We start from the raw sequence: 21,905 nt of genomic DNA, 5'->3' as shown, positions 1-21,905 counted from the left end.
ATTGCCTGTTTGATCTCGCTCAAGATTTTTATTGAACATTGTTCAATTTAGGGCTACTAATATTGAGCGATGTCAAATCATGTGGAGGCCTGCATGTTGCGCGCAAATCACCACGCCCGAGAGACCGATGCCCTGCTGCCGTCAGTGTCCCGCCGGTTCTCGTTCGCCCCGCCGCAAGTTCGCGAAAAATATCTGATCGGCGCACTCTTCGTCCTGACGCTCGTGGCGCTCCTCGCACCCGCGATGCCCGCCTCCGCCTGGCACATCCCGCATTTCGTCGACACCCGCACCTGGCTGGGCGTGCCCAACGCCGGCGACGTGCTGAGCAATCTTGCCTTCCTGGCGATGGGCGCTTGGGGCTTGCTGCGCCTGCGTGCCCACCCTGATGCGCCCGCGGGTGCAGGTTGCCTCTTCGTGGGTCTGATCCTCACTTGCCTAGGATCGTGCATCTATCATCTGGATCCCGACGCGCCGCAGCGGCTGGTGGCCGATCGTCTCGGTATGGCGGTGGCGTTCGCGGGCTTTCTGGGCATCGCGGCCAGCGAGCGCATCAGCGTGCGTGCCGGTCAGGCGGTGGTGGTGCTGGTGACGGTTGCGGGCCTGCTCGCGGCCTGGGTGGCACGCGAGAATCTCACGCCATGGGTGGTCGTGCAGTTCGGCGGCATGGCGTTGGCCGTGGGACTGGCGTTGACACGGCCCCGGCCCGGTGCGCTTGGCGTGTCTCTGGGCGGCGTGATCTTCTTTTACGCGCTGGCCAAGCTTTTCGAGCTGGGTGACGTGACCATATTTGAAGCGACAGGCCACATTGTCTCGGGCCACACGCTCAAGCATCTGGCCGCCGCGCTGGCGGCCTGGCCGGTGATCCGGGCTTTGCGGCCTACTGGCTCCGTCCGGTCCCCTCGTTGAGCAGACACGCCACCTGATGTCCGCCGCCCGCGTCCACCAGCGCCGGCCGCTCCGTCCTGCACCGCCCGATCGCAAACCGGCAGCGGGTGTGAAACGCGCAGCCCGGCGGCGGATTGACCGGGCTCGGCACGTCGCCGTCGACCAGCGGCGCGAGCTTCTTGGCAAACGGGTTCGCAACCGGCACTGACGCGAGCAGGGCTTGCGTATAGGGATGGCGGGGATTGCGGAACAGCTCGTCCTTGTCGGCGATCTCGACGATGCGGCCGAGATACATCACGGCGACGCGATGGCTGATATGGGCGACCACGGCGAGGTCATGCGCGATGAAGAGATAGGAGAAGCCGTGCTGCTTCTGCAGGTCGATCAGGAGATTGATCACCTGCGCCTGGATCGAGACGTCGAGCGCGGAGACCGGTTCGTCGCAGACGATCAGGCGCGGCCCCAGTGCCAGCGCGCGTGCGATGCAGATGCGCTGGCGCTGGCCGCCGGAGAATTGATGCGGGAAGTTGCGCATCTGATCAGGCCGCAGGCCCACCTGCTCGAACAGTCTTGCGGTACGCGCTTCCAGCTCCTTGCCGCTTGCGAGCCCATGCACGGCGAGCGGCTCGCCGACGATGTCGCCGGCGGTCATGCGCGGATTGAGCGAAGCAAAGGGATCTTGAAACACGATCTGCATTGAGCGGCGATGCGGCCGCAGCGCGGTCTTGGAGAGACGGGTGATGTCCTCTCCATCAAGGCGGATCTGACCCGAGGTCGGCTCGACCAGCCGCAGCACGCTGCGCGCCACCGTCGACTTGCCGCAGCCGGATTCACCGACCAGGCCGAGCGTCTCGCCGGTATGAACCGAGAACGAGACGCCGTCGACCGCATGCACGGTGCCGACCTGCCGCCGCAACACGCCGGCGCGCACCGCGTAGTGCTTCTTGAGATCGGTGACTTCGAGCAGCGCTTCGGTCATGCCACCTCCGCCACTTCGGCCGCGCGCCAGCACGCCGCGAGATGGCCGCCGCCCCAGTCCTCCAGCGGCGGATATTCGGCCTCGCAACGCTTGATCGCGAGCTTGCAGCGCGGCGCGAAGGCGCAGCCTTTCGGCAGCCGCACCAGCGACGGCACGGTGCCGGGAATTTCGTTGAGCCGCGCCTGCGCCGGAACACCTGACGCCGGCACGGCCGGGATCGAGGCCATCAGCCCGCGGGTGTAGGGGTGCTTGGGATCGGCGAACAGCGCTTCCACCGTTGCCTCCTCCACCTTCTTCCCCGCATACATCACGATCACCCGCTGCGCGGTCTGCGCGACGACGCCGAGATCATGCGTGATCAGCACGAGGCCGGTGCCGAGCTCCTTCTGAAGGTCGAGGATCAGCGCCAGGATCTGTGCCTGGATGGTGACGTCGAGCGCGGTGGTCGGCTCGTCCGCGATCAGCAGCGCCGGACGGCAGGCCAGCGCCATCGCGATCATCGCGCGCTGGCGCATGCCGCCGGAAAGCTGATGCGGATACTCCCGCGCGCGCCGCGCCGGTTCGGGAATGCGGACCAGCCGCAGCATCTCGACCGCGATGTCGCGCGCTTCTCTGGCCGGCATCGCCCGGTGCAGCCGCACCGCCTCGACGATCTGGTCACCGATCCGCATCACCGGATTGAGCGAGGTCATCGGCTCCTGGAAGATCATGGAGATGCGATTGCCCCTGACGGCGCGCATCTCGGATTCATCCAGCGCCAGCAGCTCGGTGCCTTCGAGCGAGACCGACCCGCCGACGATGCGGCCGGGCGGATCGGGCACCAGCCGCATCAGCGACAGCGCGGTGACGCTCTTGCCGCAGCCGGATTCGCCGACGATCGCGAGCGTCTCGCCACGTTTCACGGTGAACGAGACGTCGTCGACGGCTTTGAACAGGCCGGAATTGGTGAAGAACACCGTCTTCAGGTTCTTCACATCGAGCACGAGATCGGATTTTTCTGCCATCAGCCGCGCTGCCGGGGATCGAGGATGTCGCGCAGGGCGTCGCCGAACAGATTGGCGCCGAACACGGCGAGGCTGATCGCGATGCCGGGGAAGATCACCAGCCACGGTGCGGTGCGGACATATTCGGCGGCGGATTCCGAGAGCATCCGACCCCATGACGGATAGGGCTCGGGAATGCCGAGGCCGAGGAAGGAGAGCGAGGCTTCGGTGAGGATGGTCGAGCCGAGCTGCGCGGTCGCGAGCACGATCAGCGGCGCCAGCGTGTTCGGCAGCACGTGGCGCAGCGCGATCCGCACCTCGCTCATGCCGATCGACTTGGCGGCTTCGATAAAGGGCAGCTCGCGCAGCGCCAGCGTGTTGGCGCGAATGACGCGCGACACGGTCGGGATCAGCGGAATGGCGATGGCGATGATGACGTTCGGCAGGGACGGACCGAGTGCGGCGGTCATGATCAACGCCAGGACCAGCAGCGGAAGCGCTTGAAGAATGTCGGAGACACGCTGGAACACCAGATCGACCCAGCCGGAGAGATAGCCGGAGGTCAGCCCGACGATGACGCCGATCGTGCCGCCAAGTGCCGTCGAGCCGATACCGACGGCGAGTGAGATTCGTGCACCGTGGATGATGCGGCTGAACACGTCACGGCCGAAGGAATCCGTGCCCATCCAGTGCGCCAGGCTCGGGCGCGCCAGCGCACGGGCGGCGTCGATGGTCAGGGGATCGTAGCGCGCGATGAAATCGGCAAAGATCGCCGTGAGCACGAACAGCGTCATGATGATCAGCCCGGCCGCGCCCAGCACATGCCGCTGCGCCAAATACAGCACGCGCCGCCAGCCACCGGTCGCATACGCGCCGGCCCGCCTCAGTTCGAGATCATAGTCAATCGCGGCCAAGCTGATCTCCTAATCCGTATACCGGATACGCGGATCGAACACCGCGTAGAGCATGTCGACGATGAAGTTCGCGCTGACCACCACGACCGCAATCAGCATCACGAGGTTCTGCACGATCGGGTAGTCGCGCCAGCGGATCGCTTCGACCAGGAAGCGCGCGACGCCGGGGATGTTGAACACGGTCTCGGTCACGATCAGGCCGCCGATCAGGAACGCTGCCTCGATGCCGATCACGGTGATGACGGGCAGGATCGCGTTCTTCAGCGCATGCTTATAGTTGACGGCGGCGTCGGAGGCGCCCTTGGCGCGCGCGGTGCGGATATAGTCCTGCCGCAGCACCTCCAGCATCGAGGATCGCGTGATGCGCATGGTCAGCGCGGCGCTGCGGAAGCCGACGGCGGCCGCCGGCACGGCGTAGGTCGCGAACGCCTCGAGCCAGGTCTGCGGATTGGGATTGAAGATCGGCATCTGGTTGAACATCGCCACCGACGCCGTGAGGATCAGCAGGCCGAGCCAGAACGAGGGCAGCGACAAGCCGCTGAGGCTGACGACGCGCAACGCGTAATCGAGCCGCGTCCCCTGCTTCACCGCGCTGATGACACCGAGCGGAATGCCGATCGAGGCCGAGAACAACAGCGCCAGCCCGGCGAGCCGCGCGGTGATCGGGATCCGCGGCAGGATCTCCTGAAGCGCAGGCTTCTCCGAGACATAGGAGTAGCCGAAATCGCCGCGCAGAAAGCCGCTGATCCAGTGCCAGTACTGCACGACCAGCGGCTGGTCGATGCCGAGCTCCTTCTCCAGATTGGCCCTGTCGGCGGGATCGACGTAGCCGGCCGCGGCAAACAGGATGTCGACGATGTTGCCGGGCACGACGCGCAGCAGGAAGAAGATGACGACCGAGATCCCGAACAGGGTCACGAGCATCAGGAACAGGCGCCGCACCAGATAGGCAAACATGCATCGCCTCCTGTCGAAACCGCCAGCCGCCTGCGCTACTTGTCCATCCAGACGTCCTCGTAGCGATACCCATTATAGGAGCTGTTCGACATCACCGTTACGCCCTTGACATAGGGCTGCCAGCAGGAGCCGGTGCGCGCGTGGAAGATGATCGGGCGGGCGACGTCCTCCTGCAGCTTCTTGTCGATGTCCCACACCAGCTTCTTGCGCTTGTTGACGTCGGTCTCCTGCGACTGCACGTCGAACAGCTTCTCGATCTCCTTGTTGCAGTAATTGGTGTAGTTGCGCTCGGAGCCGCAGGAATAGTTCTCGTAGAACGACTGGTCGGGATCGTCGACGGCGTTGCCGGTCAAATTGAGCCCGAGCATGTAGTCCTTGCGTGCGATCTTCGGGAACCAGTTCGCGGTCTCGACCACGTCGAGCTCGCCGTCGATATAGATGCTCTTGAGCTGGTCGATCAGGATCACCGCGGGATCGCGATAGACCGGGATGTTGCGGGTCGAGACCTTGACGGCGAGATGCTTGTCCGGCCCGTAGCCGGCCTTCTGCATCAGCTTCCTGGCTTCCTCGCGGTTGGCGTTCACATCGGGGCCGTAGCCGGGAATGCTCTCGAGCATCTCCTTCGGCATGCCCCACAGTCCGTTCGGCGGCGGCAGCATGGTGCCGCCGACATCGCCCTGGCCCTCGAACATGATCGAGATGAAGGCCTTGCGGTCGAGCGACAGCGCCATGGCGCGGCGGATGTCGATATTGTCGAACGGCGGCGCGGAGGAATTGACGATGATGTTGGTGGCGACATTGTTGGGCTCGACCACGCAGACCGCTTTCGGCGCCTGCGATTTGACGTCCTTCAGCAGCGGAATGCTCACTTCGGTCGGGAACGCCATGTCGAACTTGCCGGCGACGAAGGCGAGGATCGCGGTCGAACGGTTCGGGATGATGGTGAACTCGATGCCGTCGAGATAGGGCCGCCCCTCGCGCCAATAGTCGGGATTGCGGGTCAGCTTGATCGATTCATTGGCCTTGAACTCGACGAATTTGAACGGGCCGGTGCCGATCGGGTGCGTGCGCATGTCGCCGGGCGAGACGTGACAGGGATAGACCGGCGTGTAGCCCGAGGCGAGCAGGGCCAGCAGCGACGGCTGCGGCCGCTTCAAGTTGAAGGAAACCTCGAGGTCGCCGTTGGTGGAGACGTCGTTGACCTGCTCGTACCAGGTCTTGCGCGGATTCTGCCGGAACTTCTGCTGCGACTTGCCCATCAGCATGTCGAAGGTGCATTTGACGTCCGCGGAGGTGAACGGCTTGCCGTCGTGCCATTTCACGCCCGGGCGCAGCTTGAAGGTCAGCGTCTTGTTGTCGTTGACCCAGGCCCAGCTCTCGGCGAGTTCCGGAATGATGTTGTCCATCCTGTTCTGCGCCTCGTCCTGCTTGTAGATGACGAGGTTGTTGAACACAGGCATGAAGGGAACATTGAGCGAATAGGTCGCGCCTTCATGGATCGAGGCATTGCCGGGGCTGTCGCGGTGGTACATCCGCAGGACTCCGCCCTGTTTGGGCCCGCCGGCGAGCGCGGTGGTCGAGGTCGTCAGCACAGATAGCGCCGCCACTGCGGCGAGCGCCCACACGCTCCGCATGCTCATCCTCCCTGGACATTAGTCTTTTGGGCCTTTGCGGCCTGTTTGTCAGACGATAGCGACGCGCGTGCAGCGAGGCAACCGGCAAGGCCGCTCGCCGCCTCGACAATTCGGATGACGGAAGGCCGCAGGCGTTCACACTCTCTTCATGTGAGAGTGCAGGTGCGAAGGGATGGTTCCTGTGCGCGCAGCTGTCTCAACAAACTGCGGCGTCGTCCCGGATAAGCGAAGCGCAGATCCGGGATCCATAACCACAGGAAGTCGTTTGATGAAGACTCGGAGTTGACTCCCGCCGGTGGTTATGGGTCCCGGGTTCGCGACTTCGTCGCGCCCCGGGACGACAGTGGGGCTCACACGATCCGTGACGTCTTGTTCCCCCAATAGCGGTCCCGCAGCAGCCGCTTGTACAGTTTGCCCGTCGGCAGCCGCGGCAGTTCCTTCTCGAAATCGACCGAGCGCGGCACCTTCTGCCGCGACAGCGATTGGCCGCAGAAGGCGATCAGTTCTTCGGCGAGCGCCTCGCCCGGCACGATGCCGGGCATCGGCTGCACCACCGCCTTCACCTCTTCGCCGAGATCGGGATTGGGCACGCCGAACACCGCGGCATCGGCGACCTTCGGATGGGTGATGAGCAGGTTCTCGCATTCCTGCGGATAGATGTTCACCCCGCCGGAGATGATCATGAAGGTCGCGCGGTCGGTCAAATAGAGGAAACGATCCTCGTCGACATAGCCGACGTCGCCGACCGTGCTCATGCTGCCGTCGGCCGAGCGCGCCTCCCTGGTCTTCTCGGGGTCGTTGAAATATTCGAACGACGATGCCGTCTTGAACCAGACCTGGCCCGGCGTGCCGGTCGGGCACGCCCTCATGTTCTCGTCGAGAATGTGGAGGTCGCCGAGCAGCACCTTGCCGACGGTGCCGCGGTGGCTAAGCCATTCCTCGCTGTTGCAGGCGGTGAAGCCGAGGCCTTCGGTCGCGCCGTAATATTCGTGGATGATCGGCCCCCACCATTTGATGATGTCGTCCTTGACCAATGCCGGGCAGGGCGCTGCGGCGTGGATCGCAATCTCCAGCGACGACAGGTCGTAGCGGTCGCGCACCTCCTCCGGCAGCTTCAGCATGCGCGAGAACATCGTCGGCACCAGCTGGGTGTGGGTGATGCCCCATTGCTGGACGAGCTGGAGATAACGTTCGGGATCGAACGTCTCCTTGATGATCACGGTGCCGCCCATGCGGATCGTGAGGTTCACCGCGGCTTGCGGCGCGGAGTGATAGAGGGGGGCAGGCGAGAGATAGACCATGCCCTCGCGGTAGCGCCAAAGCTTTGTCAGGAAATCGAACAGCGGCAGATTGTGCTTCGGCGGCTCCTCCGGCAGCGGGCGCAGGATGCCTTTCGGCCGTCCGGTCGTGCCGGATGAATAGAGCATGGCGGTGCCGAGCCATTCATCGGCGATCGGAGCCTCGGGCAGGTCGGCGGTCACCTCGGCGAGGCCGACGATGCGGTCGCTCTCGCCGGGGCCGTCGGCGACGATGCAGAGCTTGATGTCCGGACAGGCCTTGATCGCCTCGCGGGCGATGTCGAGTTTCGCAACGGACGTGATCAGGATTTTCGACTGGCTGTTGACGAGGAGATAGGCGAGCTCGCCCGGCGTCAGGAACGAGTTGATGCAGGTGTAGTACAGCCCGGAGCGCTCGCCCGCGCCGCATGCTTCGAGATAGCGCGAATTGTTCTCCATGAAGATCGAATAATGGTCGAGCCGCTTCAAGCCGTGCTCGCGGAACAGATGCGCCAGGCGGTTGCTGCGCGCATCGAGCTCGCGATAGGTGACGGCCTCGCCGGTTGCAGCCATGATGAATGCGGGCTGGAGCGGGCGTAGACGAGCATGCTGACCTGGATACATCAGTCCTCCGGCTTGAAATTATGCGGCGAGAAGCAGGATTTCGCGAATGTCGGCGGGGCCGTCGATCTTGCGCGGGTTGCGCGGGATCCAGTTCGTGCGCATCGCCTGTTCGGCGATGGCGTCGAAATGCTCAGGCGAGACGCGGACGTCGGCGAGGCTGCGCGGCATGCCGAGTGAGCGGATGAAGGCATCGAGCACGTCGCCGGCGTTGTGGCCGGGAAAACCCATCGCGGCGGCGACGATCATCTGGCGCTCGGCGTTGTCGCGCGCATTCCAGCGCATCACCGCGGGCAGCATGATGCAGGAGGTGTAGCCGTGCGGCACGTCGAAGGCCGCACCCAGCACATAGCCGATGCCGTGGCTCGCACCCATCGGCACGCCGGCGGCGAGCGCGCCCATCGACAGCCAGGTGCCGATCTGCGCATCCATGCGGGCGTCGAGGTCGGCAGGGTCGGCCTTCACCCGCGGCAGCGCGTCGGCGAGCATGGCCAGCCCCTTCACCGACTGCGCGTCGGCATAAGGATGCGTCTCGCGCGAGCAGATCGCCTCGACGCAATGGTCGACGGCGCGGATGCCGGTGGAGAGAAACAGCCATTCCGGCGTGCGCACGGTGATGGCGGGATCGAGAATGGTCGCACGCGGCACCGTGAGCGGATGCCGCAGCATCTGCTTCACATGCGTGGCGCGGTCGGTGACGCCCGCGATCGCGCTGAACTCGCCGCCGGCGATCGTGGTCGGCACGCTGATCTGCCGCACGTTAGGGGCGGTCATCTCGGGCGCGACGCCCTTGTGGACGCGGATGCGCTCGATGCCCTCGACGTCGTCGATGCCGTTGGCAAGGCAGAGCTGCACCGCCTTGGCGCCGTCGGTGATCGAGCCGCCGCCCACGGTGACGATCAGGTCGGCGTTCACTGCGCGCGCCGCATTGGTCGCCGCGATCACCGCCTCGCGCGGCGTATGCGCCGGCATGGCGTCGAACAGGCCGGCGCAGCGCGCGCCGAGCGCCTGTTTGATCTTCGCGATTTCGTCGGTCTGACGGTTCAGCGTGCCGGAGACCATCAGGAAGGCGCGGCGCGTCCCCAGCCGGTCCATCTGCGCAACGACGGCCTCGGCCGCGGGATGGCCGAACACGACCTCCTCGATCGCGCCGTAAACGACACGTCCCTGGTGCACGCCTGTCCTCCCAGGACAATTCGGCTTTGTTTTTCTGGGAGTAATCTAGCCGAGCGGACGGTGTCCGTCATGTGCGAAGACGCTGGCGACTTTCTTACCCTCCGCCTCCAGGGGAGGGTGGCGAGCGCCGCGTCTTGATTGCTGACCTTCCGCCGACGCGCATCAGCTGCCGCTTGTCATCATCTCTCTCGCTGTCAACCCGTCATCCGGCTAGGGCATCCTCCCAAGCGTTGCGCGCGCTTTCGTCTTGAAGATTTCATCATTGAAACCCATCTTGTGTCGCCCGCGGGTAGGCGAGTACGCTGCTTTTGCTGCGGCAAATGTGCGAGGGACTTGGGATGAGCGGACCGGACCGAAACGAGCATTTTGTCAAAACGCACGATTTCGTCCTACCTCGACTTTGCGCAATTGCCGGGCTCCTCGCCGCGACGTTCGCTCTCACTGGTTGCGGACAACCGGCCTCGCAGGCCGCCGCCCCACCGCCGCCGCCGGTGACCGTCGCCCAGCCCGTCAAGCGCACCGTCACCGATTGGGACGAGTTCACCGGCCGCTTCGAGGCGGTCGAGGAGGTGCAGGTGCGCCCCCGTGTCGGCGGCTTCGTCAACTCCGTCGAGTTCCAGGACGGCGCGATCGTGCATCAGGGCGACCTGCTCTACGTCATCGACCCGCGCCCGTTCGAGGCGGTGGCCGAGCAGGCGGACGGCCAGTTGTCCGACGCGCGTGCCAAGGTGGAGCTTGCCAAGCGCGAGCTCGACCGTGGTCTGAACCTGGTCCAGACCAGCGCGGTCTCCGAGCAGGCCGTCGACCAGCGCCGCCAGGCCCTGCAGGCGGCGCATGCCGCGGAGACGCAGGCCGCAGGTGCGCTGAAGGCCGCCCGGCTCAATATCGAGTTCACCCATGTGACCGCGCCGCTCACCGGCCGCGTCAGCCGCCATCTCGTCAGCCCCGGCAATCTCGTGCAAGGCAGCGATACCGGCACCTCGACGCTGCTCACCTCGATCGTCGCGCTCGACCCGATCTACGTCTATTTCGACATGGATGAAGCAACCTTCATCAAATACAGCAAGCTGTGGTTCGAAGGCCGCCGCCCGAGCTCGCGCGACACCGCGAACCCGGTGCAGGTGACGCTCGCCGGCGAGACCAAGCCGTCGCATGAGGGCACCATCAACTTCCTCGACAACCGCCTCGATGTTTCCACTGGCACGCTGCGCAGCCGCGCCGTGATCAAGAACACCGATCTCTCGATCCTGCCGGGCCAGTTCGGCCGCGTCCGGCTGATCGGCAGCGCGCCCTATGACGCGCTGCTGATTCCCGACGTCGCGGTCGCGACCGACCAGTCCCGCAAGATCGTGTTCGTCGTGAAGCCGGACGACACCGTCGAGGCGCGCCCCGTGGTGCTCGGTCCGCTCGATGAGGGCCTGCGCGTGATCCGCGAGGGGCTGAAGGCGGAGGACCGCGTCATCGTCAACGGCATCCAGCGCGCCCGCGTCGGCGCCAAGGTCGCTCCGTCTCCCGCGCCAGCGCCGGCCAAGTCCGGTGACAAGTCATGAACCTTGGCCGTCTCTCCATCAACCAGCCCATCCTGGCGATGGTGCTGTCGATCGTGCTGCTGATCGTCGGCGCGCTCGCCTATACGACGCTGCCGGTCTCCGAATATCCGCAAGTGGTGCCGCCGACGGTCGTCGTCACCACGCAATATCCGGGCGCCTCGGCGCAGACCGTGTCCGACACGGTCGCAGCTCCGATCGAGCAGCAGATCAACGGCGTCGAGGACATGCTGTATCTCTACAGCCAGGCGACCTCGAACGGGCAATTGACGATCACCGTCACCTTCAAGCTCGGCACCGATCTCGACAAGGCGCAGGTGCTGGTGCAGAACCGCGTCGCGATCGCACAGCCGCAGCTGCCGGACGAAGTGCAGCGCAACGGCGTCGTCACGCGCAAGAACTCGCCCGACATCCTGATGGTCGTGTTCATGCTGTCGCCGGACGATACGTTCGACCAGCTCTACATCTCCAATTACGCGCTGCTCCAGGTCCGTGACCAGTTGCTGCGGATCGACGGCGTCGGCGATATCCAGATCTTCGGCGCACGCGACTATTCGATGCGGCTCTGGCTCGACCCTGATCGTATCGCCAATCTCGGCCTGACCTCGACCGAGGTGCTGGCCGCGATCCGTGCCCAGAACGTCCAGATCGCGGGCGGCCAGATCGCCGAACCGCCGATCGCCGACCGGGCCTTCCAGCCAAACCTCGTTTTCACCGGGCGCCTCAAGGACCAGAAGCAGTTCGAGGACATCCTGATCAAGGCCGGCTCCGACGGCCGCACGGTGCGGCTGCGCGACGTCGCCCGCATCGAGCTCGGTGCTCTCGCCTACTCCACCAACAGCTTCCTGCTGCGCAAATCGGCGGTCGCCATGCTGGTGACGCAGCGGCCGGGATCGAACGCGCTCGCGACGGCGAAAAACATCTCCGACACGATGACGACGCTCAAGCAAAGCTTCCCGAAGGGCCTCGACTACAATATCGGCTACAACCCGACCGAGTTCATCGCGCAATCGGTCCACGAGCTGATCAAGACCATCTACGAGGCCATGCTGCTCGTGGTCATCGTGGTGCTGGTGTTCCTGCAAGGATGGCGGCCCGCGATCATTCCGATCATCGCGATCCCTGTCTCGCTGGTCGGCACCTTCGCGGTGATGGCGGCGCTCGGCTTCTCCATCAACAACCTCACCTTGTTCGGCCTCGTGCTTGCGGTTGGCATCGTGGTCGACGACGCCATCGTGGTGGTGGAGAATGTGGAGCGCCATCTCGAGCACGGCTTAAGTCGGCGCGATGCGGCGCTGAAGACCATGGAGGAGGTCGGCGGCGCGCTGGTCTCGATCGCGCTGGTGCTCTGCGCCGTGTTCGTGCCGACCGCATTCATTGGCGGCATCTCCGGGCAGTTCTTCCAGCAATTCGCCGTCACCATTGCGGTGGCGACCGCGATCTCCTGCTTCTGCTCGCTGACGCTGTCGCCGGCGCTGGCTTCGATGATCCTCACGCCGCACGCAGAGAAGCGACCGCCTGCCGCCTGGAATCTCCTCGCGCGTGGCTGGAATGCGTTCACCGGCGTCTTCAACCGCGTGTTCGATCGGCTCTCGCATGGTTATGCCGGCCTTGCCAATTTCGTGATCCGCCATTCGGTGGTGATGATCCTGATCTATGTCGTGCTGATCGGCAGCGCCGGCTGGCTGATCGCGACCACGCCGCAGGGCTTCATTCCCGCGCAGGATCGCGGCTACGTCATCATCTCCGTGCAATTGCCGGGCGCGGCGTCGCTGGCGCGCACCACCGAAGTCGTGCGCGAGATCGAGCGGATCTCGCTGGACACGCCCGGCATCGTCCGCGTCGCCGCCTTCGCCGGCTTCTCGGGCGCCACCCGCACGCAGGCGGGCAATGCTGCGGCGCTGTTCCCGGTGTTCGACGAGCCCGAGGCGCGGATGAAGAAGGGATTGTCTGCGAACGCCATCACGGTCGAACTGCGCAAGCGCCTGGCCGCAATCCAGGGCGCCTTCATCATCGTGATTCCGCCGCCGGCCGTGCCCGGCATCGGCACCGGCGGCGGCTTCACCATCCGCGTCCAGGACCGCCAGGGCCGAGGACCTGAGCTGCTCGCCGCGGCCACCGACGAGCTTGTCGCCGCGGCGCGCAAATCGCCGTTGCTGCTCGGCCCCACGGTTTTCTCCCCGTTCTCGGCCAACACGCCGCAGCTCTTCGTCGACATCGACCGCACCAAGGCGCAGAAGCTCGGCGTGCCCATCGCCAGCATCAACGACACGATCCAGACCTACTTCGGATCGACCTACGTCAACGACTTCAACCTGTTCGGCCGCACCTATCACGTCACCGCGCAGGCCGACTTCCCGTTCCGAAAAGAGCCCAGCGACCTCTCGCGCCTGCGCACGCGCAACGCCTCCGGCGACATGGTGATGCTCGGCAGCGTGGTCGAGTTCAAGGACGTCTCCGGCCCCGACCGCGTCGCACGCTACAATCTCTATGCTGCGTCCGAGCTCCAAGGCGAGCCGGCGCCGGGCACCAGCTCGACCACCGCGCTCAACACCATCAAGAAGCTCGCGGACGACATCTTGCCCAGCGGCTTCACCTTCGAATGGACCGATCTGTCCTATCAGCAGGTCACCGGCGGCAATGCGGGCCTGCTCGTGTTCCCGATCTGCGTGCTGTTCGTCTATCTCGTGCTCGCCGCGCAATATGGCAGCTGGACGCTTCCATTCGCGGTGATCCTGATCGTGCCGATGTGCCTGTTGGCCGCCACGATCGGCGTGCGCATCATGGGGCAGGACGTCAACATCCTCACCCAGATCGGATTCGTCGTTCTGGTGGGGTTAGCTGCAAAGAACGCGATCCTGATCGTCGAGTTCGCACGCGACATCGAGAAAGAAGGCAAGCCACGGCTGGAGGCCGTGATCGACGCCTGCCGCCTGCGCCTGCGGCCGATCCTGATGACCTCCTTCGCCTTCATCCTCGGCGTGCTGCCGCTGGTGATATCGTCCGGCTCCGGCTCGGAGATGCGGCAGGCGGTCGGCGTTGCCGTGTTCTTCGGCATGATCGGCGTCACCCTGTTCGGCCTGCTGTTCACCCCGATCTTCTATGTGGTGGTGCGGAACCTGGCGGAAGGGCGGAACGAGGGGAAGAAGCCGGAGGTGGTGGCTTCGTAATATTGGTGGTGGCCGCCGGCTTATCCAAATCCTCGATGTCGTCCCCGCGAAGGCGGGGACCCATAACCACAGGGAGGAGTTTGGCGAAGGCTGGCAACCACTAGCTCGCGCCAAACTCCTCCCTGTGGTTATGGGCCCCGGATCTGCGCTGCGCTTGTCCGGGGCGACACCAATTTTGTAGCTGGCGCCCATACTAACGATCAACATGAAATGGATGGGCAGGCGCGGGGTTCTTCACTAGTATCCGCGCGATTTCAAAACAGAAAACTGCTGGGAGCCAACATATGAAATCAGCACTTTTGGCCGCTGTCGCAACGTCTGCTCTGTTGCTGGCTGCGCCGGCCTTCGCGCAAGGCGTCAAGATCGGCATTCTCAACGATCAGTCCGGCGTCTATGCCGACTACGGCGGCAAATACTCGGTCGAAGCCGCCAAGATGGCGATCGAGGATTTCGGCGGTGAAGTGCTTGGTCAGAAGATCGAGATGGTCACCGCCGATCACCAGAACAAGCCGGATCTCGCCACGTCGATCGCGCGGCGCTGGTACGATGTCGAGAACGTGGACATGATCACGGAGCTGACGACCTCCTCGGTCGCGCTCGCGATCCACGAGCTCTCCAAGGAAAAGAAGAAGATCGACATCGTCGTCGGCGCCGCGACCTCGCGCCTCACCGGCGATGCCTGCCAGCCCTACGGCTTCCACTGGGCCTATGACACCCGTGCGCTCGGCGTCGGCACCGGCGGCGCGCTGACCAAAGCGGGCGGCGACACCTGGTTCTTCCTCACTGCCGACTATGCCTTCGGCTATGCGCTGGAGAAGGACACCAGCGAGATCGTCACCGCCAATGGCGGCAAGGTGGCCGGCTCGGTCCGCGTGCCGCTCAACTCGTCGGACTTCTCCTCCTTCCTGCTCCAGGCGCAGAGCTCGAAGGCGAAGATCGTCGGCCTCGCCAATGCCGGCCTCGACACCACCAACTCGATCAAGCAGGCGGCCGAGTTCGGCATCGTCTCCGGCGGCCAGAAGCTCGCCGGCCTCCTGATGACGCTCGCCGAGGTGAATGGTCTCGGTCTGCAGGCCGCGCAAGGCCTGGTGCTGACCGAGGGCTATTACTGGGACCTCAACGACCGCACCCGCCATTTCGGCGAACGCTTCTTCAAGCGCACCAGCCGGATGCCGAACATGATCCAGGCCGGCACCTATTCGGCGACGCTGAGCTATCTCAAGGCGGTCAAGGCCGCCGGCACCAAGGACCCCGACGCGGTCGCCAAGAAGCTGAAGGAGCTGCCGGTCGACGACGACTTTGCGCAGGGCGGCAAGGTGCTCGAGAACGGCCGCATGGTCCACGACATGTATCTGTTCGAGGTCAAGAAGCCGTCGGAGTCGAAGAAGCCGTGGGACTATTACAAGCTGCTCGCAACCGTCCCAGGCGACAAGGCGTTCTTCGCCGCCAAGGACAGCGGCTGCCCGCTGACGAAGTAAGGCTCTCGTGTCCCGGACGCGCTGCAGCGTGAAACGCTGCTGCGCAGAGCCGGGACCCACATTTCTCCATAGGGCGAGACCAGATTGGGTTCCGGTGCAGCGTTACACGCTGCACCGCGCCCGGAAGGCGAGCGCGCGTGATGCCCCGCCTCACACCATCCGCAACACCACCGCCCCCAATGCCCCCGTCCACAGCGCAATCGCTGCGATGCCCTGGATCGCAAAGCCCGGGCCGCGCTTTGCCGCCGCCTGCGAATAGCCGATGAAGTAGACGATGCGGCCGATGATCCAGACCGCGCCGATTCCCGCTGCAATGGCGTCGCCGATATAGATCGCGAACAGCCAGAGCGCCGGCAGGAAGACCGGCATCCATTCCAGCGTGTTCGCCTGGATGCGGAAGGCGCGCTCGAAATCCGGGTGGCCTGACATTGCCGGCACCTTGACACCGGTCTTGGTGCGCGAGCGCGAGACGTTGATGCAGGTGAACATGTAGAATGCGATCGCCAGCAGCGTGACGAGGGCGGTGAGATGATACATCGCAGATCCTTTTGAGGAGGTCGCGCTTCAATAGCCGGTCAGCTCGAGGTAGCCAACGCCGTCATGCGTGCCGGCAAAGCTGATCGGCCCTTCCCAATAGGAGAAGCCGGTTCCCATCCAGGCTTTTGGGTTAAGCGGCTTGCAGGCAATCGAAAATGATCGTGAGGGGATCGCGATCTGCCATTCCACCGGCAGCTTGCGCCCCGCGATCTCGGCGGTCGCTTTCGGACTCATCTGGATATCGCCACCCGCGATCATCTGCGTGTCGCCCGCGGCGCTGATCCAGTTGCCGAACGGATACTCCTGGCCGTCCTTCTGCCGCAGCCGGTACAGCATCAGCTTGTCGCCGGATGCGAGATGTAGCGACAGCCAGTCCCAGCCGGTCTGGTCGGCATCGAGCGGCTGGCTGCTCCACTCGCGGTCCATCCAGGCCTGGCCCGAGACATCGACGGATTTGTCGTCGATCGTGAGGCTGCCGCGGGCGCGGTAGAACGGCTGGCTGTAATAGTAGGACGCCTGCCCGCGCTCGGACTTGCGGCTGAAACCGTGATCGCCCTGCAGCACCACGGGACGATCGGCCTCCAGTGTGAGCGAATAACTGAAATCGGTGCCCGAAGCCTTCAGCGTCAGCGGCGCCAATGTGCGATCGTCGGTGCGCTCAAAACCCTTCATCTCCCAATCGTCGATCCACGCCGCAAATGGCTTTGCGGTGACGCCGGCCTGTCCAATGCCGCCGCGTGCAAACACCTCGCTGAAGCGGTGAGTATCAGCGCGCGTCACCGCCGCATGCGCCATCCAGATCTGCTGATTGGCCCAGCCCTCTCCTTGCGGGCCCGACTGCGCCGCCTGGCGGAACAGCGTAAATTGCAGGCCGCACGCCGCGCCGCTGCCATCGACAAGGTTCGCGGTGAGATACCACCATTCGATACGAAACTCCGGATGCGGGCCGTGATCGGCCGGGAAGCTGAACGTCTTTCCCGGCGTCACCTTCGCAAAGCCGTCGGCGGTCTCGCCGAGCCCGGCATAACCTTGCGCGCCAGCGCGGCGGGCAGCCGCGAGTGCGGCGATGCCGCCGGCAAAGGCGCGCCGCGTGATTTTATCAGCGCTCATTGGCAAACACCTTGACGAGGCTCGCCGGCTGCATCCGCGCCAGTCGTATCATCGGCAGCAGCGCGGCAAGCAGCGAAGCGATCAGCGCGACCGCGACCAGCTCCACCAGCTGCAGCGGAAACACGTGGAACGGCAGCCGCCAGCCGAACGCCTTCACATTGACGATTGCGATCAGGCACCACGCCACCAGCAATCCGAGCGGCACGGCCAGCAGCGCCGTGAACAGCGCAACCGACAATGTCTTGGTCAGTTCGATCGCGGCAAGGCGCGGCCGCGTGATGCCGATCGCCCACAGCGGCGCGAGCTGCGGCAGGCGGGAATTCGCCAGTGTCAGCAGGCTGGTCAAAAGCGCGATGCCGGCCACGCCGAGCGTGAAGGCATTGAGCGCTGACGTCACCGCAAAGGTGCGGTTGAAGATCCGGATCGATTCCGCCTTCACCGTCGCCTGATCGGCGACGCTGCGGTCGTCGAGCGCGAATTGCTTCTGCAACGCCGCGATCAGGCCGGGGATATTTTCCTTCGCGACGATCAGGCCGATGCGCGTCTGCGGCGTCTGCGGAAAGTGCCGGATCAGCGCCGCGACGTTGACGGCGAGCTGCCCCTTGGGGTTGCCGTAATCGGCATAGATGCCGGCGATGTCGAGCTCCCAGGTGCCGCCCGGCGCCGGCACCTCGATGACATCGCCGACGCGGACGTTGAGGCGGCGGCTCAGCTGCTCGCTGATGAAAGCGGCATCGCCGGGCACGAGCTGGGTCCAGGCGCGCGGCGCGGTCTCCAGCAGCGGCCAGCGTTCGCGATAGAGCGCGTGATCGGGCAGGCCGAGCAGCTCCACCGGCTGCCCCTGAACCTGCGTATCGGCGCGTCCGCCCGACAGGATCGCCTGCACGTCGCTGCGCTCCTTCAGCCAGCTCCGGATCGCAACGCCTTGCGCATTGTCGGAGGCGCTGATGTAGACGTCGGCGGCAAGCCGCCCGTTGAGCCAGCCGACGAAGGTGCGGCTGAAGGTCTCCACCATGGTGGACACCCCGACATTGACGGCCAGCGCGAGCAGCAGCGCCATCAGGGCCAGCGACAAGCCGGAGAGCTGTTGCCGGCTGTCCGCCCAGAACCACAGCGCCAGCGGCCCCTTCGCCCAGCGCTGGCCCACGAGCAGGATGATTTCTAGGAATGCCGGCAGGATCAGCGCCGCGCCGAACATCAATGCGGCCAGCACGCCGAATCCCGCAATCAGCGATTGTCCGTAGTGAAGCAACAGCAGCGCGACCGCGAACACGGCGCAGGCCGCAATGCTCTGCAGGACCAGCCAGCGGCGCTGCCGCTGCTGCCAGGCGTAGGGCTGCGCGGTCGCCAGCACCGGCATCCTGATCGCCTTGATCAGGCTGGTCGCCGCCGCCACGATCGCGCCGGCGATGCTGATGCCGATACCGGCGAGCCACCATTCGGAGCGCAGTGTGAGCTGTCCCGGGATCTGCGCGCCATAGAGCCCGCGCAGCGACGCCGCGACATCGGGCAACAGCGCGGCCGCGATGAAATAGCCGCAGACGAGCCCGATCAGTCCTGCGACCAGCGCCAGCGCCACCAGTTCGACCACCAGCACCGTGTTGACCAGCCGCGCCGAGGCACCGCAGGCCCGCAACGTGCGCAGCATCGGCAACCGCTGCTCGAAGGCGAGGCCGACGGCGGAGTTGACGATGAAGAGACCGACGAAGAACGACAGCAGGCCGAAGGCGGTGAGGTTGAGATGGAAGCTGTCGGTGAGGCGCTCCAGCTCCGTCTCCGCATTCGGCTCGACCAGCTGCAACTGCTCGCCAACGACGCTCGCCAGTGGCGCCGGCTTGCCCTTGGGCTTGCCGATCAAAAGCCGCGACACCTGGTCCGGCTTGTTCAGCAGCCGCTGCGCGACGCCGATGTCGACGACCAGTACGCCGGCCACGAGTTGCGGCAGCACGCGCAGCGGCGGCAGTTTTGCGCCGTTGCTGATCGGCGGTGCCGCGCCTTCCGGTTCCTGCAGATCGCTCAGCGTCTCCCGCGCCACCAATGTCTGGCCGGGCGGCGCAACGAAACTGCTCAAATCCGGGGCGCCGAGGCGTGGCGCGTTGCCGACGTCGGCCGGCATCGTGATCGGCTCGATGCCGAGCAGCCGCACCGAACGCCCGTTGACCTGGACGCGGCCTTCCAGCACCGGCGAGACCGGCCAGCCCGCGCGGCGGAGTTTTATGAACAGCTCCTGCGAAAAGGTCGCTGCATCAGGCGCCACCAGCATCGCCGTGCGCACGCCGCCGAACGTCGCCGCCGCGCGGTCATAGGCATTGCGGGCCTGCTGGTTGATCGCCTGCACGCCGCTCCACAATGCGGTCGCCGCGATCAGCCCGATCAGGAGCGTCGCGAACTGCATCTTGTGCCGTCGCCAATGGCTCAGGAGAACCGCGAGGACCCACAGCGCGCGCCTCATGCGATCCGCCCCGCATGCAAGGTGACGTGGCGGTCGAGCGTGCCGGCCAGATGCAGGCTGTGCGTCACCATCAGGAAGCCGCAGCCGGTGCGCGTGACGAGATCGCGCGTCAGCGCCAGCACGTCGTCGGCGGTGTCCTCATCCAGGTTGCCGGTCGGTTCGTCCGCCAACAGCAGCGAGGGCTTGGTCGCCAGCGCCCGGCCGATCGCGACCCGCTGCTGCTGGCCGCCTGATAATTGCTCTGGATATCGCTTGAGCAGGCTGCTGAGCCCGAGCCGCTCGATCAGCTCTTTTGACCAGGCCGCATCGTGACGGCCGGCGATCCGCGCCTGGAAGACCAGATTGTCGGCGACCGACAGGCTCGGGATCAGATTGAACTGCTGAAAAACCAGGCCGATCCGGTCGCGCCGCAGCTCGGCCCGGCCGGCGTCCGAGAGCTTGGTCACCTCGGTGTCCTCCAGGCGAATTGTGCCGCTGTCGGCGGCATCGAGACCCGCAATCAGGTGCAACAGCGTGCTCTTGCCGCTGCCGGACTCGCCGGTCAGCGCGACGCGCTCGCCGGCCTTGAGGTCGAGGTCGACACCACGCAGCACGTGGACCGGCTCGCCGGCCGAGGAGAAGGTCTTTGAGAGGTTTCGGATGCTCAGCAAGGTCAATGCGCCGGACGGAATTAACTCAATGCTGCGTAGCACACTTGCCGTGGAAATGCCGGGGTTGCGTTGGCCTTGAAGCCGTTGTTAGCTCCCAAAACGGCCAAATCAAAAACGTGCCGACAAAAAGACATACGGGGAGATTGATGAGCGCTCAGGGAACGCCCGACGTTGCGGGCAGGACGGCAGGGGAAGTCAAGGCAACGCCGAAGGGCGCCTGGACCGTCACTTTTCTCCTCTTTCTCTTCATGGTGGTGAACTTCGCGGACAAGATCGTCGTCGGTCTCGCCGGCGTGCCGATCATGACCGACCTGAAGCTCGATGCCGAGCAATTCGGCCTGCTCGGCTCCTCGTTCTTCTTCCTGTTCTCGATCTCGGCCATCGTGGTCGGCTTCATCGTCAACAAGGTGCCGACGCGCTGGGTGCTGCTGACGCTGGCGGTGATCTGGGCGCTGGCGCAGTTCCCGATGGTGGGCACCGTCTCGTTCACCACGCTGCTGATCTGCCGCATCGTGCTGGGCGCTGGCGAAGGACCTGCCTTCTCGGTCGCAGCCCACGCCATCTACAAATGGTTCCCCGACGAGAAGCGCACGCTGCCGACCGCGATCCTGTCGCAAGGCTCGGCCTTCGGCGTCATCCTCGCCGTGCCGGCGTTGAACTGGGTCATCGTCAATCACTCCTGGCACTACGCCTTCGGCGCGCTTGGCGTCGTCGGCCTGCTCTGGGTCTGCGCCTGGCTGACGTTCGGCAAGGAAGGCCCGCTCGAGGATACGCAGGTTCTCGCCGTCACCGAGCCGAAAATCCCTTATGTGCAGCTGCTGACCTCGCGCACCTTCCTCGGCTGCGTGATCGCGACCTTCGGCGCCTATTGGGCGCTGTCGCTCGGCCTCACCTGGTTCACGCCCTTCATCGTCAAGGGCCTGGGCTTCTCGCAGAGCCAGGCCGGCTACGTCTCGATCCTGCCCTGGGTGTTCGGCGCGACCGTCGTCATCCTCACGGGGTGGGTCTCGCAGGTGATGATGGCGCGCGGCTACACCACGCGCATCTCGCGCGGCGTGCTCGGCTCGGTGCCGCTGATCATCGGCGGCCTGATCCTGGCGATGATGGCGCATGTGCAGGGTGCTGGCCTGCAGATCGCGCTGCTCGTCGTCGGCTCCGGCCTGTGCGGGGCGATCTACGTCGTCTGCCCGCCGATGCTCGGCGAGTTCACCCCGGCGTCGCAGCGCGGCGCGGTCATCGCGATCTACGGCGCGCTGTACACGCTGTCGGGCATCATTGCGCCGAACGTGATGGGCACCGTGATCCAGCGCGCCGGCAACATGGTCGACGGCTACCTGACCGGCTTCACCATCAACGCGGTGGTCATGGTCGGCTCCGGCGTCATCGGTCTGATGCTGCTCTGGCCGAACACGGAAAAGGCCAGGCTGACCCGTGGTGCGGCTCCGCAGGCCGCGGCGCTGAAGGGCGCCGTGTCGCCGACGTAAGGGGCGCGATTGCTCCAGGCACACTGTCGTCCCGGGGCGTGCGAAGCGCGA

At 65.2% G+C, this 21,905-nt stretch carries 16 protein-coding genes; 5 read left to right on the top strand and 11 right to left on the bottom strand.

Annotated features, from left to right (window positions below; all coding sequences use genetic code 11):
- Positions 1-93 precede the first annotated feature (93 nt).
- Positions 94-906, top strand: a complete 813-nt coding sequence (locus AB7290_RS41770) for a hypothetical protein (RefSeq protein ID WP_085404090.1) — start codon at positions 94-96, stop codon at positions 904-906.
- Here the strand turns inward: AB7290_RS41770 and AB7290_RS41765 are convergent.
- The 7 genes from AB7290_RS41765 to AB7290_RS41735 form a co-directional block, all read right to left on the bottom strand.
- Positions 878-1,864 (bottom strand): ABC transporter ATP-binding protein, encoded by a 987-nt coding sequence (locus AB7290_RS41765; protein ID WP_085404089.1) that lies wholly within the window; start codon positions 1,862-1,864, stop codon positions 878-880. The two genes, AB7290_RS41770 and AB7290_RS41765, sit on opposite strands and share 29 nt — an antisense overlap.
- On the bottom strand, positions 1,861-2,868 hold the full coding sequence (locus tag AB7290_RS41760) for an ABC transporter ATP-binding protein (RefSeq protein ID WP_085404003.1): 1,008 nt from the start codon (positions 2,866-2,868) through the stop codon (positions 1,861-1,863). The genes AB7290_RS41765 and AB7290_RS41760 overlap by 4 nt, the downstream gene beginning before the upstream one ends.
- Complete coding sequence (locus AB7290_RS41755; RefSeq protein WP_071909067.1) at positions 2,868-3,761, bottom strand: ABC transporter permease; 894 nt, start codon at positions 3,759-3,761, stop codon at positions 2,868-2,870. Before AB7290_RS41755 ends, AB7290_RS41760 begins: the two co-directional genes overlap by 1 nt.
- A gap of 9 nt (positions 3,762-3,770) precedes the next feature.
- The gene (locus AB7290_RS41750; protein WP_071909068.1) at positions 3,771-4,718 is read right to left on the bottom strand and encodes an ABC transporter permease; all 948 of its coding nucleotides are present in this window, start codon (positions 4,716-4,718) and stop codon (positions 3,771-3,773) included.
- Positions 4,719-4,753: 35 nt separating this feature from the next.
- The gene (locus AB7290_RS41745; RefSeq protein ID WP_085404088.1) at positions 4,754-6,352 is read right to left on the bottom strand and encodes an ABC transporter substrate-binding protein; all 1,599 of its coding nucleotides are present in this window, start codon (positions 6,350-6,352) and stop codon (positions 4,754-4,756) included.
- Between the two features lie 350 nt (positions 6,353-6,702).
- Positions 6,703-8,253, bottom strand: a complete 1,551-nt coding sequence (locus AB7290_RS41740; protein WP_071909070.1) for an AMP-binding protein — start codon at positions 8,251-8,253, stop codon at positions 6,703-6,705.
- 18 nt (positions 8,254-8,271) lie between these two features.
- Positions 8,272-9,426 carry an iron-containing alcohol dehydrogenase gene (locus AB7290_RS41735; protein ID WP_085404002.1) on the bottom strand — a complete coding sequence of 385 codons (1,155 nt, stop codon included), beginning with the start codon at positions 9,424-9,426 and terminating at the stop codon, positions 8,272-8,274.
- 338 nt (positions 9,427-9,764) lie between these two features.
- Here AB7290_RS41735 and AB7290_RS41730 point away from each other — a divergent pair, with 338 nt between their 5' ends.
- The 3 genes from AB7290_RS41730 to AB7290_RS41720 all read left to right on the top strand — a co-directional run bounded on the left by AB7290_RS41730 (position 9,765) and on the right by AB7290_RS41720 (position 15,621).
- Entirely contained in the window at positions 9,765-10,976 is a 1,212-nt protein-coding gene (locus tag AB7290_RS41730) for an efflux RND transporter periplasmic adaptor subunit (protein WP_085404001.1), read from the top strand.
- Positions 10,973-14,143, top strand: coding sequence for an efflux RND transporter permease subunit (locus tag AB7290_RS41725; RefSeq protein WP_085404000.1), 3,171 nt, complete (start codon positions 10,973-10,975; stop codon positions 14,141-14,143). Before AB7290_RS41730 ends, AB7290_RS41725 begins: the two co-directional genes overlap by 4 nt.
- Before the next feature lie 284 nt (positions 14,144-14,427).
- Complete coding sequence (locus AB7290_RS41720) at positions 14,428-15,621, top strand: ABC transporter substrate-binding protein (RefSeq protein WP_063979973.1); 1,194 nt, start codon at positions 14,428-14,430, stop codon at positions 15,619-15,621.
- Positions 15,622-15,771: 150 nt separating this feature from the next.
- On the opposite strand, the gene AB7290_RS41715 is transcribed toward AB7290_RS41720, so the two are convergent.
- From AB7290_RS41715 to AB7290_RS41700, 4 genes are read right to left on the bottom strand one after another with little or no spacing between them, the layout of a single operon-like run.
- A complete protein-coding gene (locus AB7290_RS41715) occupies positions 15,772-16,158 on the bottom strand; it encodes an MAPEG family protein (RefSeq protein WP_441254463.1) in 387 nt (128 codons plus the stop codon).
- 27 nt (positions 16,159-16,185) lie between these two features.
- Entirely contained in the window at positions 16,186-17,268 is a 1,083-nt protein-coding gene (locus AB7290_RS41710) for a lipocalin-like domain-containing protein (RefSeq protein ID WP_085403998.1), read from the bottom strand.
- The gene (locus AB7290_RS41705) at positions 17,258-19,720 is read right to left on the bottom strand and encodes an FtsX-like permease family protein (protein ID WP_135215585.1); all 2,463 of its coding nucleotides are present in this window, start codon (positions 19,718-19,720) and stop codon (positions 17,258-17,260) included. Before AB7290_RS41705 ends, AB7290_RS41710 begins: the two co-directional genes overlap by 11 nt.
- Positions 19,717-20,370 (bottom strand): ABC transporter ATP-binding protein, encoded by a 654-nt coding sequence (locus tag AB7290_RS41700; RefSeq protein WP_085404087.1) that lies wholly within the window; start codon positions 20,368-20,370, stop codon positions 19,717-19,719. Before AB7290_RS41700 ends, AB7290_RS41705 begins: the two co-directional genes overlap by 4 nt.
- 146 nt (positions 20,371-20,516) lie before the next feature.
- On the opposite strand from AB7290_RS41700, the gene AB7290_RS41695 reads away from it, so the two are divergent.
- The gene (locus AB7290_RS41695; protein ID WP_085403996.1) at positions 20,517-21,854 is read left to right on the top strand and encodes an MFS transporter; all 1,338 of its coding nucleotides are present in this window, start codon (positions 20,517-20,519) and stop codon (positions 21,852-21,854) included.
- Positions 21,855-21,905 lie beyond the last annotated feature (51 nt).

The organism is Bradyrhizobium sp. 613_E4_N2_2 (assembly GCF_052075995.1).
GTDB lineage: Bacteria > Pseudomonadota > Alphaproteobacteria > Rhizobiales > Xanthobacteraceae > Bradyrhizobium > Bradyrhizobium barranii.
Note: the sequence above shows the minus strand (reverse complement) of the source record. Positions and strands in the feature narration are given on the sequence as shown.

What these genes read in the sequence shown, in the direction of transcription:
- AB7290_RS41770 (WP_085404090.1), top strand. Translation starts at nt 94, where the DNA reads ATGTTGCGCGCAAATCACCACGCCCGAGAGACCGATGCCCTGCTGCCG.
- AB7290_RS41765 (WP_085404089.1), bottom strand. Translation starts at nt 1,864, where the DNA reads ATGACCGAAGCGCTGCTCGAAGTCACCGATCTCAAGAAGCACTACGCG.
- AB7290_RS41760 (WP_085404003.1), bottom strand. Translation starts at nt 2,868, where the DNA reads ATGGCAGAAAAATCCGATCTCGTGCTCGATGTGAAGAACCTGAAGACG.
- AB7290_RS41750 (WP_071909068.1), bottom strand. Translation starts at nt 4,718, where the DNA reads ATGTTTGCCTATCTGGTGCGGCGCCTGTTCCTGATGCTCGTGACCCTG.
- AB7290_RS41745 (WP_085404088.1), bottom strand. Translation starts at nt 6,352, where the DNA reads ATGCGGAGCGTGTGGGCGCTCGCCGCAGTGGCGGCGCTATCTGTGCTG.
- AB7290_RS41740 (WP_071909070.1), bottom strand. Translation starts at nt 8,253, where the DNA reads ATGTATCCAGGTCAGCATGCTCGTCTACGCCCGCTCCAGCCCGCATTC.
- AB7290_RS41730 (WP_085404001.1), top strand. Translation starts at nt 9,765, where the DNA reads ATGAGCGGACCGGACCGAAACGAGCATTTTGTCAAAACGCACGATTTC.
- AB7290_RS41725 (WP_085404000.1), top strand. Translation starts at nt 10,973, where the DNA reads ATGAACCTTGGCCGTCTCTCCATCAACCAGCCCATCCTGGCGATGGTG.
- AB7290_RS41720 (WP_063979973.1), top strand. Translation starts at nt 14,428, where the DNA reads ATGAAATCAGCACTTTTGGCCGCTGTCGCAACGTCTGCTCTGTTGCTG.
- AB7290_RS41715 (WP_441254463.1), bottom strand. Translation starts at nt 16,158, where the DNA reads ATGTATCATCTCACCGCCCTCGTCACGCTGCTGGCGATCGCATTCTAC.
- AB7290_RS41710 (WP_085403998.1), bottom strand. Translation starts at nt 17,268, where the DNA reads ATGAGCGCTGATAAAATCACGCGGCGCGCCTTTGCCGGCGGCATCGCC.
- AB7290_RS41705 (WP_135215585.1), bottom strand. Translation starts at nt 19,720, where the DNA reads ATGAGGCGCGCGCTGTGGGTCCTCGCGGTTCTCCTGAGCCATTGGCGA.
- AB7290_RS41695 (WP_085403996.1), top strand. Translation starts at nt 20,517, where the DNA reads ATGAGCGCTCAGGGAACGCCCGACGTTGCGGGCAGGACGGCAGGGGAA.